The 16,889-nt window shown below is 38.8% G+C and carries 12 protein-coding genes; 7 read left to right on the forward strand and 5 right to left on the reverse strand.

The genetic code is table 11. The annotated features are described in order from the left end of the window. Nucleotide 1: 1 nt before the first annotated feature. The 3 genes from MWU56_RS01330 to tsaD all read right to left on the reverse strand — a co-directional run bounded on the left by MWU56_RS01330 (nucleotide 2) and on the right by tsaD (nucleotide 2,474). On the reverse strand, nucleotides 2–652 hold the full coding sequence (locus MWU56_RS01330) for a DUF4159 domain-containing protein (RefSeq protein ID WP_247041466.1): 651 nt from the start codon (nucleotides 650–652) through the stop codon (nucleotides 2–4). 66 nt (nucleotides 653–718) lie between these two features. Next, nucleotides 719–1,426 carry a 16S rRNA (uracil(1498)-N(3))-methyltransferase gene (locus tag MWU56_RS01335; RefSeq protein ID WP_247041468.1) on the reverse strand — a complete coding sequence of 236 codons (708 nt, stop codon included), beginning with the start codon at nucleotides 1,424–1,426 and terminating at the stop codon, nucleotides 719–721. Between the two features lie 19 nt (nucleotides 1,427–1,445). Next, nucleotides 1,446–2,474 carry a tRNA (adenosine(37)-N6)-threonylcarbamoyltransferase complex transferase subunit TsaD gene (gene tsaD, locus MWU56_RS01340; RefSeq protein WP_247041470.1) on the reverse strand — a complete coding sequence of 343 codons (1,029 nt, stop codon included), beginning with the start codon at nucleotides 2,472–2,474 and terminating at the stop codon, nucleotides 1,446–1,448. Nucleotides 2,475–2,555: 81 nt separating this feature from the next. Here tsaD and MWU56_RS01345 point away from each other — a divergent pair, with 81 nt between their 5' ends. The 4 genes from MWU56_RS01345 to MWU56_RS01360 all read left to right on the forward strand — a co-directional run bounded on the left by MWU56_RS01345 (nucleotide 2,556) and on the right by MWU56_RS01360 (nucleotide 10,081). Continuing rightward, nucleotides 2,556–7,010, forward strand: coding sequence for a translocation/assembly module TamB domain-containing protein (locus tag MWU56_RS01345; RefSeq protein WP_247041472.1), 4,455 nt, complete (start codon nucleotides 2,556–2,558; stop codon nucleotides 7,008–7,010). A gap of 133 nt (nucleotides 7,011–7,143) precedes the next feature. After that, entirely contained in the window at nucleotides 7,144–8,130 is a 987-nt protein-coding gene (gene pfkA, locus MWU56_RS01350) for a 6-phosphofructokinase (protein WP_247041473.1), read from the forward strand. Nucleotides 8,131–8,154: 24 nt separating this feature from the next. Next, nucleotides 8,155–9,156: a type I glyceraldehyde-3-phosphate dehydrogenase gene (gene gap / locus MWU56_RS01355; protein WP_247041475.1), complete on the forward strand. Its 1,002-nt coding sequence runs from the start codon at nucleotides 8,155–8,157 to the stop codon at nucleotides 9,154–9,156. A 73-nt stretch (nucleotides 9,157–9,229) separates the two neighbouring features. Further along, a complete protein-coding gene (locus tag MWU56_RS01360; protein WP_247041477.1) occupies nucleotides 9,230–10,081 on the forward strand; it encodes an N-acetylglucosamine kinase in 852 nt (283 codons plus the stop codon). Here the strand turns inward: MWU56_RS01360 and MWU56_RS01365 are convergent. Then, nucleotides 10,074–10,454 carry a RidA family protein gene (locus MWU56_RS01365; RefSeq protein ID WP_247041479.1) on the reverse strand — a complete coding sequence of 127 codons (381 nt, stop codon included), beginning with the start codon at nucleotides 10,452–10,454 and terminating at the stop codon, nucleotides 10,074–10,076. The genes MWU56_RS01360 and MWU56_RS01365 overlap by 8 nt on opposite strands. Nucleotides 10,455–10,500: 46 nt before the next feature. Then, complete coding sequence (locus MWU56_RS01370; RefSeq protein ID WP_247041481.1) at nucleotides 10,501–13,134, reverse strand: putative LPS assembly protein LptD; 2,634 nt, start codon at nucleotides 13,132–13,134, stop codon at nucleotides 10,501–10,503. A gap of 179 nt (nucleotides 13,135–13,313) precedes the next feature. Here MWU56_RS01370 and MWU56_RS01375 point away from each other — a divergent pair, with 179 nt between their 5' ends. The 3 genes from MWU56_RS01375 to MWU56_RS01385 all read left to right on the forward strand — a co-directional run bounded on the left by MWU56_RS01375 (nucleotide 13,314) and on the right by MWU56_RS01385 (nucleotide 16,884). Beyond that, a complete protein-coding gene (locus MWU56_RS01375) occupies nucleotides 13,314–14,507 on the forward strand; it encodes an N-acetylmuramoyl-L-alanine amidase (RefSeq protein ID WP_247041484.1) in 1,194 nt (397 codons plus the stop codon). Between the two features lie 65 nt (nucleotides 14,508–14,572). Then, nucleotides 14,573–15,559: an MlaD family protein gene (locus MWU56_RS01380; RefSeq protein WP_247041485.1), complete on the forward strand. Its 987-nt coding sequence runs from the start codon at nucleotides 14,573–14,575 to the stop codon at nucleotides 15,557–15,559. After that, nucleotides 15,559–16,884, forward strand: coding sequence for a (Fe-S)-binding protein (locus MWU56_RS01385; RefSeq protein ID WP_247041487.1), 1,326 nt, complete (start codon nucleotides 15,559–15,561; stop codon nucleotides 16,882–16,884). Before MWU56_RS01380 ends, MWU56_RS01385 begins: the two co-directional genes overlap by 1 nt. Nucleotides 16,885–16,889 lie beyond the last annotated feature (5 nt).

The raw sequence follows: 16,889 nt of genomic DNA on the forward strand, positions 1-16,889 counted from the left end.
ATTAACTTTTAAATGCGTACTCCACGATGTTCGCTCCCATTTGCAACGCTTTTAAACGAACCTCTTCAGGATCGTTGTGCACTGCTGGATCTTCCCAACCATCACCCAGGTCGGATTCGTAGGTGTACAACAGAATAAGTCTTCCTTTTTCAAAAATTCCCAAAGCCTGTGGTCTTTTACCATCGTGCTCATGAACTTTGGGCAAACCTTCTGGAAACTTGTACTTTTGGGAAAAAATTGGATGGTCGGAACCTAGCTCTTCCAGTGGTTTATCTGGAAATACTTTTTCCAGTTCTCTTTTTAAATATGGCTCCATACCATAATTATCATCAATATGTAAAAAGCCTCCCGACAATAGGTACGTTTTTAAATTTTGTACTTCTTCCTCAGTAAAAAAAACATTACCGTGCCCTGTCATGTGCAAAAAGGGGTATTTAAAAATGGAAACACTCCCTGCTTCCACGGTTTCCGGTTCGGGATTAATTGTTGTATCTATGTTTGTGTTGCAAAATTGAATTAAATTAGGAAGTGCAGTGGGGTTGGAGTACCAATCGCCGCCGCCGCCATATTTAAGTACGGCAATTTGTTGGGCATTTACGTGCATTATCGCACAGCACACCATAAATAGCAGTAAATGGGTATATTGTTTCATGTTTGCAAGCTTAACAAGCCCTTCAAAAATAGGGGATCCATTTTTAAACAATGAAGAGCTCTTTTTTTAGTTGTTGATAATGGCCACTGTTGTGCAGGCAACCAATGCTGCAGTTTCGGTACGAAGTCGGTTTCTTCCCAAAGAAATGGGAATGTAACCTTTATCTTTTGCTAAGTCAATTTCCTCTTTGGAAAAATCACCTTCAGGTCCGATTAATATAGTCGCATCGTTATCGGCGATCATTCTTCGTTTAAGTTCCATTTTTTCCCCCTCTTGGCAATGAGCTATGAATTTGAAGCCTGAAGAAATATCTGTCTCTAGGAATTCCTTAAAAGAAATGGCAGGATTTAATTGAGGTAGAACGGTTTGTAACGATTGTTTCATGGCAGATTGGAGAACACGCTCCATCCGTTCCATTTTAACAATCTTTCTTTCGGAATGATCACAGATAATCGGGGTGATTTCGTCCATTCCAATCTCGGTAGCTTTCTCCAAAAACCATTCGTATCGATCGTTCATTTTGGTAGGGGCGACCACCATGTGAAGTTTGTACCGTTTGGGGACAGATTTACGATGTGATATGATATATGCTTTACATTTTTTTTGATCTGGATCCAAAATTTCAGCTTCATACAAATATCCTTTACCATTGGTAATGTGTACAATATCTCCTTTGGATTTCCGCAATACCCGCACAATGTGCTTACTTTCATCAGAAGGAAAAATAAATTGTTTGGCACTATTGTCCAGCGATGGGTTATAGAAAAGTTGCATAGCTAAGCGTATAAATGGTTTAACCGCCAATGGCATAACGAGCTTTGGCGGCAATACTTTGATCTGTAAACTCCCCTTTTTGATATTTGAGGAAACCGACAATACCGATCATAGCGGCATTGTCCGTGCAATACTCAAATTTAGGGATAAAGGTTGTCCATCCCAAGTTTTGCTCCGCTTCTCGGAGTCGGTCCCTAATCCCTGAATTGGCAGCGACCCCGCCACCAATGGCAATAACATGGATATTGGTTTGTTTAACGGCCATTTGTAGTTTTCCCATCAATATTTCCATTATGGTAAATTGTACCGATGCACAAATGTCGTTTATGTTTTCCGAGATAAAATCTGGATTCTTTTGGGTCTCTCGCTGTAAAAAATACAAAATGCTGGTTTTTAGACCACTAAAGCTAAAGTTCAATCCGTCAACTTTGGGTTTGGGAAACTTAAACGCACTGGGGTTCCCATGTTTTGCATATTTGTCGATCAAAGGACCTCCTGGATAGGGCAGCCCCATCAATTTTGCACTCTTATCAAAGGCTTCACCAACCGCATCATCCAAAGTTTCACCCAATACTTCCATGGTAAAATGATCGGAAACCTTGACAATTTGAGTATGTCCTCCGCTAATGGTCATTGCTAAAAAAGGAAATGGTGGAACAGTTTGGCTTTCATCATCAATAAAATGAGCCAATATATGAGCTTCCATATGGTTTACCTCGATCAATGGAATGTTAAGGCCTAATGCCAAGGACTTTGCAAAAGACGTGCCCACCAACAAAGAACCCATAAGTCCTGGGCCTCTGGTAAAAGCTATGGCGGATAGTTGTTTTTTATCGATATTTGCCTTGGCCAAAGCTTGGTGTACAACCGGAACAATATTTTGTTGATGTGCCCTTGAGGCCAACTCTGGGACAACACCCCCATATTGCTTGTGGATTTCTTGCGTAGCTACCACATTGCTGAGTACTTTTGTATTGCAAAGTACGGCAGCAGATGTGTCATCGCAAGAGGATTCAATGGCAAGAATGTATTTTTTTTGATTTTCCACGCGTTTTGGAACAAAAATTGATCGTCAAAGGTAAAACATAAAAGCCCTATCAAAAAACTTCGTAAAATACTGTTACGTTTCTTGTTGGCCATCATCCTTATTTTGGTATTGGGGTCGTTGGTGTTTTCGTTGCCGGTGGTGCAGACCAAATTGGGTAAATACGCAATGGATTCACTTAATGAAAAGTTTGGGACAAACATTCAGATAGACCGGATAGGTGTGTCACTTTTCAACTTAAATGCAGGTATTAAAGGTGTTTATATCGAGGATTACAAGAAGGATACATTAATTTATGTCCACAAATTATCCACTTCCATTTTAAACCTTAGCAATATGGTCGATAACAAAATGGAGTTTGGCGATATAGAGTTGGATGGTCTTGTGTTTAATTTAAAGACGTATGAAGCAGAAACAAATACAAATTTAGACGTGTTTGTTGCAAAGCTTGATGATGGTAAACCCCGGGACCCTGAAACCCCTCCGTTCTTTATGTCCTCCGATGAGATTCAAATAAATAATGGAAAGTTCAGGTTGATCAATGAAAATTTGGAAGCCCAAGAGGTGTTGAATTTCTCCGAAATTGAGATTTTGGCCCAAGATTTTCAGATTCTTGGGCCAGATGTTTCACTAAAGATAGATAATTTGTCCACCTTGGCGAAAAGAGGAATCCGTCTTAAAAACATGGCTACGGATTTTAAATATACCAAGCAACAAATGCGCTTCGATTCCCTTTTAATAGATACCGAACAATCAGAGTTAAAGGGAAATATTGTATTTGACTATGAGCGAGAAGATTTGGCCAATTTTGTTGATTTGGTTAAAATAGATGCCAACTTTGTGGATTCTTCCGTGGCACTCAACGAAATCAATGCCTTTTTCAATGAATTTGGGGAGGATAAAATAGTGAACTTTACAGGAGACTTTTCTGGCGTACTCAACCAATTACAAATTGAAGACCTATTTCTTTTTACGGATAATACTGGTATTCGCGGAGATTTTAGGTTCGACAACATGTTCAGTGAGCAAGCACCGTTTGTTTTGATAGGAGAGATAGATAATTTAACTTCTAGCTATTACCAGCTCAGAAGTATATTGCCAGATATTTTGGGTAGGAACATTCCAGAATCGGTACAAAAGTTAGGCCAGTTTACGGTTAGGGGGGATGCAGAGATCACGGAGACTTCAATAGATGTTACCGTTAATTTGAATACTGCGGTAGGTGGTAGCTACGTAGACTTACAAATGACCAATGTGCAAACTATCGAGGACGCATCTTATATTGGGTTTATTTCATTGATTGATTTTGATCTGGGTGAATTTATAGAAAATGCCGACCTAGGCTTGGCTTCCATGGATATGAATGTGGAAGGAAAGGGGTTTGTAGCGGAAAGTTTGAACACCGATATTTCGGGCGATGTTTATAAGTTTGAGTTTAATGGCTACGAGTATAACAAAATTAATGTAACGGGAATACTAAGAAACCAACTCTTCGATGGTGTCCTGTTGTGCAACGATGACAATTTTAGGTTCGATTTTCAGGGATTGGCCAATTTTGGCGAACGTGAGAACAAATTTAATTTTGTGGCGGCAGTGGACTATGCAGACTTAAAAAAGTTAAACTTCATCAATGATAGTGTTTCTGTGTTCAAGGGACACGTAGATATGGATATCGAGGGCAATAACTTGGACGATATGGCTGGACAGTTGCGCTTTTCCAATACTACGTATCAAAATATAAACGACACCTATTATTTTGAAGATTTCACGGTAAACTCTTCTTTTGATCAAGATACCGTTAGAACTATCGAAATAAATTCTCCAGATATAATTACAGGTTATATGAGAGGTAGTTTTAAGGTGAATGAATTGGGGCAACTTGTCCAAAATTCCATAGGTAGTATTTACACCAATTACCAACCTTTCAAAATCTCCGATGGGCAACATTTGGACTTTAACTTTAAAATTTATAATAAAATAGTTGATGTCTTCGTGCCGGAAATGGCCTTTGATGCCAATACGTTTATCCGAGGGGCCATTGAAGCGGACAAGAGTGATTTTAAACTTACGTTCAAATCGCCAAGTATCCAGGCGTTTGGGAATAAGTTTGATAATATTGAACTGAAAATAGACAATAAAAACCCACTTTTCAACACCTTCGTCTCTGTTGAGGACATGTCCACTGTGTATTATGATATTAAGGATTTTAGCCTTATCAACACCACATTAAAAGATACATTGTTCTTTAGAACCGAGTTTAAAGGAGGCAGCGAATATGACGATAGTTACAATCTAAACTTTTACCACACCTTCAATAATAATAACCGGTCCGTAATTGGACTTAAAAAATCGGACGTTAGCTTCAAGGGCAATACTTGGGTGCTCAACAAAGATGGTAACAGTAAGAACAAGGTAATTTTCAACAGTTCCTTGGACAGTATCCTAATCGAGGACGTGGTTATGGACAATAACAATGAAGAACAGATTCGCTTAAGAGGAGAATTTGCGGATTCTACCTATAAGGATTTGGACCTACAGTTTAAATTGGTTTCCCTTGATAAAATAACACCGGCCATCGATAGCCTAAAAATGAATGGGGAAGTAGATGGTTTTCTGAATATTTTACAAAAGGATGGAAAGTATTTGCCTACCTCTAGCTTAAACATCAAGAATTTTAGCATCAACCACATGAGAATGGGTGATTTGGAAGTTGGTATTTATGGAAATAATGATTTAACGGAATTTGGGATAAGTACATGGTTGATCGATGATGGAAAGGAAAGATTGAGTATTAATGGTAAGATTCTCAATAACAACAATGAACAAAACTTGGATTTGGCAGCTAATTTTTCAGATTTTGCCTTGGAACCCTTCATGCCTTTAGGTCAGGACATAATTTCCAACATACGTGGAAAACTTAGTGGAAATACAACCATTACCGGAAATGTGAAAAATCCATCTATCAATGGTATACTAAGTTTGAATGATGCGGGGATTGGAATACCTTACCTCAATGTAGATTATGATTTTGCTCCCAATTCCAAAGTGCGACTATTCGATCAGACTTTTTATTTTGAAAATGTGCAATTGTCCGATGTGGAGGAAGGGACAACAGCAACTTTGGACGGTACTATTGGGCATACAGGTTTTGATGATTGGTATTTAGGATTGGATGTTGATACCAAAAATGACCGTTTCATGATATTAAACACTGATTTTGATGATGAATCATTGTACTACGGTACAGGCTTTATAAATGGGACAGGTAGTATTTATGGTGCAATAGATGCCTTGACAATTTCTGTGGACGCCACCACGGCCGAAGGAACCTCCCTTAAAATACCTCTGAGCGATGTTACCAGTGTTGGAGATTACTCCTTTATCAATTTCTTGGAAAAAGGGCAATCCAGCTCTTTTGAGCAAGAGCGGGTATTGGATGAATACAAGGGATTGGAAATGGCTTTTGATCTCGCTGTTACGCCAGAGGCAGAAGTGGAGATTGTGATAGACCAGAGTACAGGTAGTTCCCTAAAGGGAACAGGAGAAGGGATTTTGCTAATAGAGATCAATACCAATGGCAAATTTAATATGTATGGGGACTTTGTTGTAGTCTCGGGAGCTTACAATTTTAAATATGGCGGTGTAATCGATAAGAAGTTTAACGTTCGTCCGGGAGGTACCATTTTATGGGAAGAAGATCCCTTGGCCGCACAATTAAACTTGGAAGCCGTTTATTTATTAAACGCCAACCCGGCCCCGCTTTTGGATAACGCAGGTTATACTGGTAGGATTCCCACCGAGGTTGTTATAAGGTTGGATGGAGAGTTGGAAAGCCCTAATATTAATTTTGATATCGACTTTCCCGGAACCAACTCCGTAGTGCAATCCGAGCTCGAATACCGGTTACAAGATCCAACCATAAAGGAACGGAATGCTATTTTTCTATTGGCACAAGGTACCTTTGTTAATCCGCAATCAGGAGGAATCAACCAACAGGCGGTTACCGGAAACCTTATTCAGACAGCATCGGGCCTTTTCAATCAAATCTTATCAGGAAACAACGATAAACTAAACTTTGGGGTGTCATACGAACAAGGATATAATGATCCAAACGCCGACATTGCCACGGAAGATAGGATAGGGGTAACCGTTTCCACACAATTGTCCGACCGCATTTTGGTAAACGGAAGGGTAGGGGTTCCAGTGGGCGGTGTATCGGAAACCGTAGTGGCCGGAGATGTTGAGGTGCAGATACTCTTGAACGAACAAGGAACATTAAGTGCCAAAATATTCAACCGGGAAAATCAAATACAACAATTTTTGGCAGAACGTCAAGGATACACCCAAGGAGTTGGTCTATCTTACCAAGTTGATTTTAATAGCTTCAAAGAGTTAATGCGAAAAGTGTTCAACAAACAAGAAAAAGAGGAAGAGGAAACTGAACCTTTACCTCAAATTCAATCTACACAGGTAATGGGAAAAGATAGCCTGATTCGTTTCTCTGCTAAGCCTATAAATGACCAAAAACCAATCAAATAGGTTTTATATTTTTAATGATTTTTGGATTAATTTATTACGAAAACGTTTGAGAAACCCCTAGTGTACAAACAAAGTTATTAAGATATTCAAAATTTGCTTAAAGTTTCCTAGCTTTGACCTCTTAAAAATTTAAATGGCGTCAAAAATTACAAAAATAGGAGTTTTGACCTCTGGTGGAGACTCTCCAGGAATGAATGCTGCAATTCGTTCCGTTGTCCGAACTTGTGCATATTTAAAAATTGAATGTGTAGGTGTCTACAGAGGATATCAAGGGATGATTGAAGGCGATTTTAAAGCTCTGGACGCGCGTAGTGTGAACAACATTATAAATAAAGGAGGAACCATTTTAAAATCGGCTCGTTGTGATGATTTCAGAACCAAGGAAGGAAGGGAAAAAGCACACACCCAATTGATCAAAGAAGGTATTGATGCCTTTGTGGTAATTGGAGGAAACGGAAGTTTTAAAGGAGCTCTTTTGTTCAATGAAGAATATGACTTTCCGGTCATAGGTATTCCAGGGACCATCGACAATGATATCTTGGGGTCTTCGTATACCCTTGGTTTTGATACGGCCATTAACACGGTTGTCGATGCTATTGACAAAATAAGAGATACGGCGAGTTCACACAACCGATTGTTTTTTGTTGAGGTGATGGGAAGGGATGTAGGCCATATCGCCCTTAATGCAGGTGTTGGTGCCGGAGCTGAAGAGATTTTGATTCCTGAACAGAATTTGGGATTGGAACGTTTGTTGGATTCCTTAAAACGGAGTAAGGCCTCTGGAAAGTCTTCCAGTATAGTAATTGTGGCAGAAGGGGATAAAACAGGTAAAAATGTTTTTGAACTAAAAGAATACGTAGAGGAGCATCTGCCCATTTATGATGTTCGAGTATCCGTTTTGGGACACATGCAACGTGGTGGTTCCCCAACTTGTTTTGACCGCGTGTTGGCAAGTAGGATGGGGGTTAAGGCTGTTGAGAGTATTTTGGAAGGGAAATCCAATTTAATGGTAGGTATTAAGGATACGAAAATGGTACTTACCCCATTGGCTGAAGCAATAAAAGCACATACAGATATTGATGAAGAACTCATAAGGGTCTCTGATATAATGACTACATAAATTAAAAAATTAAAAAAGATAAATATGTCAAATTTGAAAATAGGAATTAACGGATTCGGTAGAATAGGAAGGTTGGTATTTAGAGCAACTGTTAACAGAGATAATGTAGACGTTGTGGCCATCAACGATTTATTGGATGTAGATCACCTGGCATACCTGTTGGAGTACGATTCTGTACACGGTAAGTTTGATGGAACTATCGAGGTTAAGGATGGTAACCTCATAGTTAATGGAAAAACAATTAGGGTAACAGCTGAGCGTGATCCAAAAGAATTAAAATGGGACCAAGCAGGAGCAGAAGTTGTAGCAGAGTGTACAGGAATCTTCACTACATTGGATACGGCTCAAAGTCATATTGATGGAGGCGCCAAGAAAGTTATAATATCTGCCCCATCCAAAGATGCCCCTATGTTTGTTATGGGCGTTAATCATAAAGACGTTAAGGCAACGGATACTATTATCTCAAACGCATCGTGTACCACCAACTGTTTGGCTCCGATTGCCAAAGTTCTAAATGACAAGTTTGGTATACAAGAAGCTTTGATGACTACTATCCATGCTGCAACATCCACACAATATACCGTGGATTCTCCATCTAGGAAGAATTACAGATTGGGTCGTTCAGCAATGTTGAACATTATTCCAACCAGCACTGGTGCTGCAAAAGCTGTAGGTAAAGTAATTACCGATCTTGAAGGTAAGCTTACAGGTATGGCATTTAGGGTTCCTACTGCAGATGTATCTGTGGTCGACCTTACTGCAAGATTGAACAAAGAAACGTCTTACGAAGAAATAAAGCAGGCAATGAAAGAAGCCTCTGAAGGTGAATTAGCTGGGATTTTAGGTTACACCGATGAAGACGTGGTCTCTCAAGACTTTGTGGGAGATGCCAGAACAAGTATTTTCGATGCGGAGGCAGGAATCGAATTGAATGCCAACTTCTTTAAAGTAGTTTCTTGGTACGATAACGAGACCGGTTACTCTAATAAATTGGTTGATTTGGCACTACATGCAGCAAGCCTATAATTATTAATCTTAAAGTGTGATATCCTGAAGAGAAAACTTCGCTCTTCAGGATATCAATATAATATATTGACGTATGGTTTTGATTGTAGATAGCGGTGCCACAAAATCCGATTGGATTGCCTTGGACAATAAGGGAAAACAATTGTTTGTGACCCAAACTTTGGGGCTTAGCCCAGAAGTGCTGACCAAAGAAGTAATTGAAGACCGGTTGGCCAACAATTTTGAGCTTTCTAAAAACAGGGAAAGCGTATGTCAGTTATATTTTTACGGTGCTGGTTGTGGAACAGATAGGATGAAGAATTTTTTGAAATCTATTTTCAAGGATTATTTTCCTAATGCCAAGGCAGAAGTACGGGAAGATACCTATGCTGCAATTTACTCCACTACCAAAATAGGGAAACAGGCCATTGTTTGTATCCTAGGAACTGGGTCTAATTGTAGTTATTACGATGGGCATCAGTTATTCCAAAAAGTGATTTCTCTCGGTTATATACTCATGGATGATGGAAGTGGAAACTTCTTCGGTAGAAAATTGCTACGTGATTATTATTTCCACAAGATGCCTCAGGATTTAGGGATAAAATTTGCAAAGGAATACGATCTTGATGCCGATGTCATAAAAGATCATTTGTATAAACAACCAAACCCAAACACATACTTGGCCACCTTTGCTCGCTTCATCATTGAAAACAAGGAGCACCCTTACTGTAAGGGGGTAATTGAGAAAGGTCTACAACAGTTTGTCAACAATTACATTATGCAGTTTGAATTGGCAACCAAAGTCCCAGTAAACTTTGTGGGTAGTATAGCCCATTTCCTAAAAGACGAACTAACAGCGTGCATGGAACGCAACGATTTAATTTTAGGGGTGATTAGACGTAGGCCTATAGATGGTCTCGTGGAGTTTCACCAAGATACTATTTAACCGCAATCATTGATATTTCAACATTAACAAACTTAGGAAGGTTGGCAACTTCAACAGTTTCCCTTGCTGGTGCAGTATCCGGATTGAAATAAGTACTGTATACATCATTGATTTCTGCAAACTGATGCATGTCCTTAATAAAGATTGATGTTTTGATAACATGTTCAAACGTCATTCCTGCTTCTTCAAGAATAGCCTTTAAATTTTCCATTGACTGTTTGGTCTCCGCTTTTATATCTCCTTCTACCAATTTACCGGTAGCTGAATCAATAGGGATTTGTCCAGATATGTAGAGCGTATCTTTTATAAGTACCGCTTGGTTGTACGGACCAATTGGAGCTGGAGCTTTTGGCGTATTGATTATTTTTTTCATTAGAAGAATTTATTTGTAATGAAGATATAAAAATATCTATGTTATCTTAACGTTGACTTCTATTTTCCCATTTGATATCACTTAACAAAGAACTCTTTATACCAATAAAGAAGTACCAACGCTCATATCTTCCAAAAGGAGTCCAGTCAAAACTTAATCTAAAACTTCCTAGGTCACGTTTAAAAGCAAAACGGGTGTCTGTAAAGCCCTTATCCTTAAGGTCATACCCCGAATTGAAACCTACTTCCCATTTAGGTGTAAGTTGAACATTGCCTGAGAACATTAATGAGTGATTTGTGATTTCGCTCTGCCTGTTGCTATTATTATATGAAGCTACGTAGGTGAATCTTGCATCCCATGGTAGTTTGTTATTATAAATTGGTTGACCTTCGTTGGGATTACCACTTTGATTCCCTCTATTTTGGTTTGGGTTGTTACTAGCCCCTCGAACATCATCGATGGCAAACGGGTTGTCACTGAAGTCAGATTGTTTTTCCTGATCGCTTTTTTCTTTGGCACCTCCTTTTTGGAACATTTCACTATTTAACGAAAAGCTGGTATTTACCCTGGCTGATGTTAAACGGGCAATGCCCCCACCATTCTGGATGTTTAGAGTGTTGATTCTTCTGCCGTTGTTATCAATGGCGTAAGGGTCAAAGGTGGCAGCAAAATTTATGGGGATATTTTTAATAATTTCTGTTGCTCCGCTCATACTTATAGGGCTGAGTTTTAAAGAATCCGCTTCCAAATTATAGCTGGAGGAAAATGTGAGGTTACTTAAGATCTTCACCTTTCTTGGTTCGGTCGCAGTAGAATCTTTGTCACGTACTTTTGCTTCTAAGGAGTTTTGAAGAGAGAAACTTAATGAACTTCCTTTATTTAAAGAAGGTCTACCATAAATACTGTTTTCGAATGGTGTATACTGTACTTCTTCCCCGTCTTCATCGGTATATGATTCATAAAACTGCTCAAAGGAAGGCGTGTAACTATAACTTATTGACGGACGCATGACATGGCGTAAGGCTTGAATCTTTTTGTCCTCACCAAAATTCCATGTGCCATACATGGTAGTTCCTATACTTGTCCCAAGACTATACCTGTTAAAACGGTCAAAACCAGCAATAGTGTCGGTAACGGTTTCTTGTAATTCAGTATCATATTGTCGTCTTATGGTTTCCATGGACCAAACATCTTCGTAGGTACCACTTAAACTTACACTTAGATATTTCGCCAGCTTAAAGTTCGTTGCAATAGGGAGCCTATGGCGTGCCCCGATCCTAGCTTCATCGAACATTTCACTTTTAAAGAAATTCTCCTCTGTCGTGGTTATGCTGTTCTGGGCATTTACATCGTACTGAAAATTTATGTTATCAAAAACACCTTTTTTCACAGCATCCCGTTTCACAAAGGGGTAAATCCGTTCCATACTTGCTTGAAAAGTAGGTAAAGACATGTTTATTACCTGCGTCCTAGAGTTTTGTGTGTGACTAACTGTTAAACTGGTGTTTACGGAAGGATAAGCAGGAAATGTTTTGGAATAACTTATGGACGACGCAAAAGTGTTGGTCTGTGAGTTATTTCGGTTTACTTGATTTAACGAGTTGGTATAATATTGGCTGGAACCCAAGTTCACAGAAGCTGAAAATCGTGAGTTAGGACTAGCTTTAGTGTCTTGAGAGTGTGATATGCGTATATTGTAGTTACTGGTTCTGCTATAATCGTCAAACCCTTTTTGACTGGTTACCAAGTTCTCGTAACTTATATTGATATTTCCGTTGAATTTATAGCGTTTGGTGTAAATCGAACGTCCCTGTAAACCGTAGCTTCCATTAGTGTAATAATCACCGGTAACACTCAAATCAACATAATCGCTAATAGGTAGATAATATCCTCCATTTTGAATAAAGTACCCCCTATTGGGATCGTTACCAAAGGTTGGGAACAAAATTCCAGCCACTCTGCCCGTAGTTAAGGGGAAGTAAGCAAAAGGTAGTGCCACGGGAGTTGGAACGTCTACAATGTACATATTGCTGTAACCAGCAATTATTTTTTTCTTGGGAACAAACTTGGCTTTTCGTACCCTAATATAATAATCGGGGTTTACCGTATCACTAGAGGTAGTTAATTTACCCTCACTCAAAAAATAAACCGAGTCATTTTCCTTTTTTGTCTTTTCGGCGTATACCTTCATGGCATCACTCCCTAATTGACCCAAACCAGCTTGCTGTTCGGTTCTGGAATTCCATATCAACGCCTTTTGGGTGTCAAAATTAAATCGGATGGAATCTGGCCGTACCTCGTTATCTCCTTGCTTAAAGAAAGGGAGTTGCGAATAGTTTCCCAATGAATCCTTCATTCTACCCGCATAGACTTCGTTTTTAACATAGTCCATTACAATAACTCCGGCCGTAAGTTCAGTATCCTGATAATAAATTTCAGCTTCGTCGTACAAATAAATTTTATTGTCCTTTTGACTCAATTTTACATAGTCTTTTGCCTTGTATTTAATTTTATCCAGTAACAAAGGCTGTTTTTTTGGCACGGTATCCGCACTAATAGAGTCTACCTTAATGGAGTCATTAAATATGTTGGAGGATAGCAAAGGAGCAGTAATCGTATCTTTAGCAGCCTTTATGGGCAAAGGTGTAATAAGGTCTTCCTGAGCACTTAAAGTTACCATGCCACAAAGAAGAACAAATAGGAAAACTAAAAGATGTTTATTTGGTTGCAACGTGATAAATCCTATTTTTGTGCTAGACGGCCCAGTTAAGGGGTCAAACTTACATATATTTTTTGTTCTACTAATTGGGGATTACGATATTTTTAACCATTGTAGAACGCTATAATTACTTAGTTCTTATGAATAAAAGTCGGTTAGCATTTTTAATTAGTGTACTTCTGGTCCTCCCTTTGACCTCTTTCAACAAAAATGATACCGAGGTTCAAGTAAAGGATAAATTTATTGTGGTGCTCGATGCAGGTCATGGAGGGCATGATCCTGGCAACCTTGGAAATGGCTATTTAGAAAAGAATATTGCGTTGGGCATTGTGCTTAAAGCAGGAAAGGAATTAGAGAAAAATCCAGACATAAAAGTGGTTTACACCCGTAAAGACGACACCTTTGTTGATCTTTTTGTTAGAGGGCAAATCGCTAATGAAGCCAATGCCGATTTATTTGTTTCAGTACATTGTGATTCTCATAATTCCGATGCGCATGGGGCAGGAACTTTTGTACTGGGGCTGCATGCCAATCGACAAAATTTTGAAGTGGCCAAAAAGGAAAACTCTGTAATTTACTTGGAAGATGATTATGAGCAACGTTATGAAGAGTATGACATTAATTCTCCGGAATCTGTAATTGGTTTAACCATACTGCAAGAAGAGTTTTTGGATCAAAGTATACAATTGGGAAAAAAACTTCAAGATAATTTTACAAAACAACTCAAACGTAAGGACCGGAAAGTGAAGCAAGCTGGTTTTATCGTACTCCATCAAACATTTATGCCGAGCGTTTTGGTAGAAGCTGGTTTTTTAACAAATAAAAATGAGGGAAGCTATTTAAATTCCGAAAAAGGACAGCGTGAAATGGGTGTAGCTATCGCCAACGCAGTACTTACTTATAAAGAAGACATTAATTTTACTGCCACGCCAGTTTCTGATAGTCCCAAGGTTGAAGATGCAGACGTTTCCGTAAATATCCCAGAAGAGACCACGCAAGTGAATGATATGGAAAAAGAGGAAGTTTCCACAGTGCAGCCATTAAAAGAAGAAGATGTAACAGAAGTAAAAAAACAGGACAATGATGTTGTTTTTAAAATACAATTGATGGCAAGCGGAAAAACGATACCTTTAAATGCAGCTAATTTTAAGGGGTTGAGTGATTTGTCCAAAGAACCGTACAAGAATATGTATAGATATATGTACGGTAATGCCAGTAGCCTTGAAGAAGCAAAAGAACTGAAAAAAAATGCCGATGCCAAAGGCTATACCACTTCTTATATTGTTGCATATAAGAACGGGGTAAGGGTTCCATTAACGGCAGCTTTGAAGTAAATCCGCCCTAAAGGGCTTCTTCTGAAAATTATTTCTAATTTTGTTTAAACCATAAACCGAATCTTTTGAAAATATCCAGGGAAGTCAAAACTGGGATTATCGTGGTCGCTGGAATTATAGCCTTTGTTTTTGGGCTTAGCTACTTAAAATCCTCTCCGCTATTTGAAAACAACAAAACCTTCTATGCTGTTTACGATAATGTTGGTGGTTTACAGCCAGGTACCCAAGTTTCTATCAATGGTTACAATGTAGGTAATGTTACCAATATCAGTTTTAAGGATAATTCCGGTAAATTGTTGGTAACACTATCCATTAACAACGAATTTGAATTTTCTAAAAATAGTACGGCCGAACTTTTTGATACAGGCATCATTGGTGGGAAAGCAGTTCAAATTGTCCCGATTTTTGATAATTCACCTAATGCAGAATCAGGGGATACGCTTCAATCTAAAATAAAACCGGGAATTACCGAGTTGGTTCAGCAAAAACTAACACCGCTACAATTAAAGGTTGAAGGCGCTGTATCCAATGCTGATTCATTATTAATGAATGTGAACCAAATTTTGGACGACCCCACCAAACAACAGTTAAAACAAACCATAGTTGCTTTGAACGAGCTTGTCCGTTCTTTTAAGGGCAGTGCAGATAATTTGAATGTTTTACTGGAAAACAACAAAACACAATTGGACAGTTCGTTAAAAAATGTAAACCATATCACAACGAATTTTTCAAAACTATCGGATTCCTTGGTAAATGCAGATTTAGGAGGCACCCTTGCCGAATTCCAAACCACTGTAGGCAAATTGAACGGTATTCTATCTAAAATTGAAAAAGGAGAGGGGTCTTTGGGTAAATTGCATAAAGACGATGCCCTTTATAATAATTTGGCTGATGCATCAAAAGAGCTCGATCTACTACTTCAAGATTTTAGGCTTAATCCAAAACGATATGTGAATGTTTCCGTTTTTGGTAAAAAACAAAAAGACTATACCCTTCCTGAAAATGATCCTGCCGAAGAAGAAAAGCCAAGCGAACAAAAAGAAAATCAATAATGGAATACTTGCCCAACATAATTTTTGCAGTGGCCCTTATCATTGGGGTTGGTTTTTTTGCCCGAAATGTTAAAAGGTTGTCCAGAAACATTAAACTTGGAAAAGATGCCGAAGTAAGCGACAATAAACCCCTACGATGGAAAAATATGGTGCGTATTGCACTGGGACAAACCAAAATGGTAGTTAGGCCCATTGCAGGGATAATGCACATTATTGTTTATGTTGGATTTATCATTATAAATATTGAAGTGCTTGAGATTGTTCTTGATGGACTCTTGGGTACCCACAGGCTTTTTTCTCCACTAGGATCTTTGTATAATTTTCTGATAGGTTCTTTTGAAGTATTGGCTTTATTGGTAATCATTGCCGTAGTAGTTTTTTGGATTCGAAGAAACATTATACGTATTCAAAGATTCATAAAACCGGAAATGGAAGGTTGGCCCAAAACCGATGGAAATATGATTCTGTATATCGAGTTTGTGCTGATGACCTTGTTTCTTACAATGAACGCAGCGGATTTTCAATTACAACAATTGGGAGCGGAACACTATGTAAAGGCTGGAGCCTTTCCTGTAAGTCAATTTATTGTTCCATTATTGGAAGGTCTTCCTGAATCTTCTTTGATTATGGTGGAAAGAACAGCTTGGTGGTTACATATTTTGGGCATTCTTGCTTTTTTGAATTATCTCTATTATTCAAAACATTTACACATTTTATTGGCATTTCCGAACACTTACTATGGAAAGGTAAAACCACTTGGAGAATTCAATAATCTGGAATCTGTTACCAAAGAAGTAAAGTTGATGATGGATCCAGATGCGGATCCATTTGCCGCACCTGCGGAAGATGATGTGGCAGAACCCGAAAAGTTTGGAGCTTCCGATGTTATGGATTTGAATTGGGTACAGCTGCTCAATGCGTATACCTGTACCGAATGTGGACGGTGTACTTCGGAATGTCCCGCCAATCAAACAGGTAAGAAGTTATCACCACGAAAAATAATGATGGATACCCGTGACCGTTTGGAAGAAGTTGGTAAAAACATTGATGCTAACAAAGGAGAATTTGTGTCCGATGGTAAACAATTGTTGGACGATTATATTAGCAGGGAAGAGCTTTGGGCATGTACTACCTGCAACGCATGTGTGCAAGCCTGTCCAGTAAGTATAGATCCATTATCCATTATTGTGGAAATGCGTAGGTATTTGGTAATGGAGCAATCGGCAGCACCAACGGAGCTGAACAACATGATGTCCAATATTGAGAATAACGGGGCTCCTTGGCCCTACAATCAAATGGACCGCTTAAATTGGGTAAACGAATAAATCTA

Origin of the sequence: Allomuricauda sp. F6463D (assembly GCF_023015965.1) — a bacterium.
GTDB lineage: Bacteria > Bacteroidota > Bacteroidia > Flavobacteriales > Flavobacteriaceae > Flagellimonas.